Raw genomic sequence first — 1,417 nt, forward strand, 5'->3', positions numbered from 1 at the left:
GATCCTAAAGATGTGATGTCATTAGAAAAAATGCGTGAATATCACGGGTTGTACCATGTTTTACATGGTGTTCTTTCTCCAATAGAAGGAACAGGACCTGAAGATATCAATATTCCGAGCTTGATCAAACGATTGCAGTCAGATGAGGTCACGGAAGTCATTATCGCAACCAACGCTACAGCTGAAGGAGAGGCTACAGCAATGTATTTATCACGGCTGATCAGACCAGCAGGGATCAAAGTCACCCGCTTAGCGCATGGACTTTCAGTAGGCAGTGATATCGAATATGCAGATGAGATCACTTTGCTTAAAGCAGTTGAAGGTCGGCGGGAAATAGAATAAAAAGTAGAAACAAGCACTTATTAGAAAAGGTCTCTTTCTACAGAAAAAAGGCGGTGGACATGTGCTGTTCAAAAAGAAACCAAGTTTACGCAACCAATACGATGCATCCTTATTAAAATTAATGGCACAAACCAAAAGAGACTGGGAATACGCAAAAAAAATTGAGCAATCTGTTTTTGAAAAAGACAGCTTACTTTATTCGCAGACTAAGCTGGCAGAAGTTAAGTATTTTTATTTATTTAAAGAAGCTCGCAATCGAGACATTAAAGGGGATACGACCACCCTATAATCTTTTTTTGAAAAAGGATGATAAGGCTAAATAAACAAGAAAAGACTATCACAGAACATCGGCGACAATAAAAGCTGACATTTGTGGGAGTCTTTTTTTTTGCCAAAAATGAGAACAAACCGAATAAGCAGAAATTGACACCCATTTGCTTAACAATTGCATTAGACTGTTATCGTTAGATACAGTATAATGTTAAGTAAGAAATAAAAGTAAGGATCAAAGGGGTTTAGTGCATTGAAAGGAACATTTATTACGATTGAAGGTCCGGATGGCGCCGGAAAAACGAGTGTGATCCAAGCTTTATTGCCTAAGCTTGAACAAGCTTTAAAACAAACAATTGTGGCAACAAGAGAGCCTGGCGGCAGTCGAATTGCTGAAGAAATTCGTGAGCTGATTTTAAACCCTGAAAATACCGAAATGGATGTACGAACTGAAGCTTTATTATATGCAGCAGGAAGAAGACAGCATTTGGTTGAAAAAATTATTCCTGCTTTAGAAGCTGGGGAAATAGTGATTTGTGATCGTTTTGTAGACAGCTCTTTAGCCTATCAAGGAGTGGCACGAGGCATCGGTGTAGAACAAGTAGCAGCTATTAACCAATTTGCAACAGATGGTCTTACACCTGATATGACGCTTTATTTAGATGTAGAAGCAGATGTCGGTCTTGCTCGTATCAACAAAAATAAAGTGAATCGACAATTTGACCGATTGGATCAAGAAGATCTGAGTTTCCATCAACAGGTTCGTTCAGCTTATTTAGACTTGTTGAAACAGAATCCAGAGCGC

Annotated in this window: 3 protein-coding genes; all 3 read left to right on the top strand. The window is 38.8% G+C overall.

The window, feature by feature from the left end:
* The coding region (locus tag RT405_RS09005; RefSeq protein ID WP_313469180.1) for a toprim domain-containing protein at positions 1 to 342 on the top strand (342 nt) is incomplete at its 5' end.
* Positions 343 to 403: 61 nt separating this feature from the next.
* Positions 404 to 631: a YaaL family protein gene (locus RT405_RS09010; RefSeq protein WP_313469181.1), complete on the top strand. Its 228-nt coding sequence runs from the start codon at positions 404 to 406 to the stop codon at positions 629 to 631.
* 234 nt (positions 632 to 865) lie between these two features.
* Positions 866 to 1,417: dTMP kinase (gene tmk, locus RT405_RS09015; protein ID WP_313469182.1), on the top strand; the 552-nt coding region annotated here is incomplete at its 3' end.

This window comes from Carnobacterium sp. (assembly GCF_032094055.1).
Classification (GTDB): Bacteria; Bacillota; Bacilli; order Lactobacillales; family Carnobacteriaceae; genus Carnobacterium_A.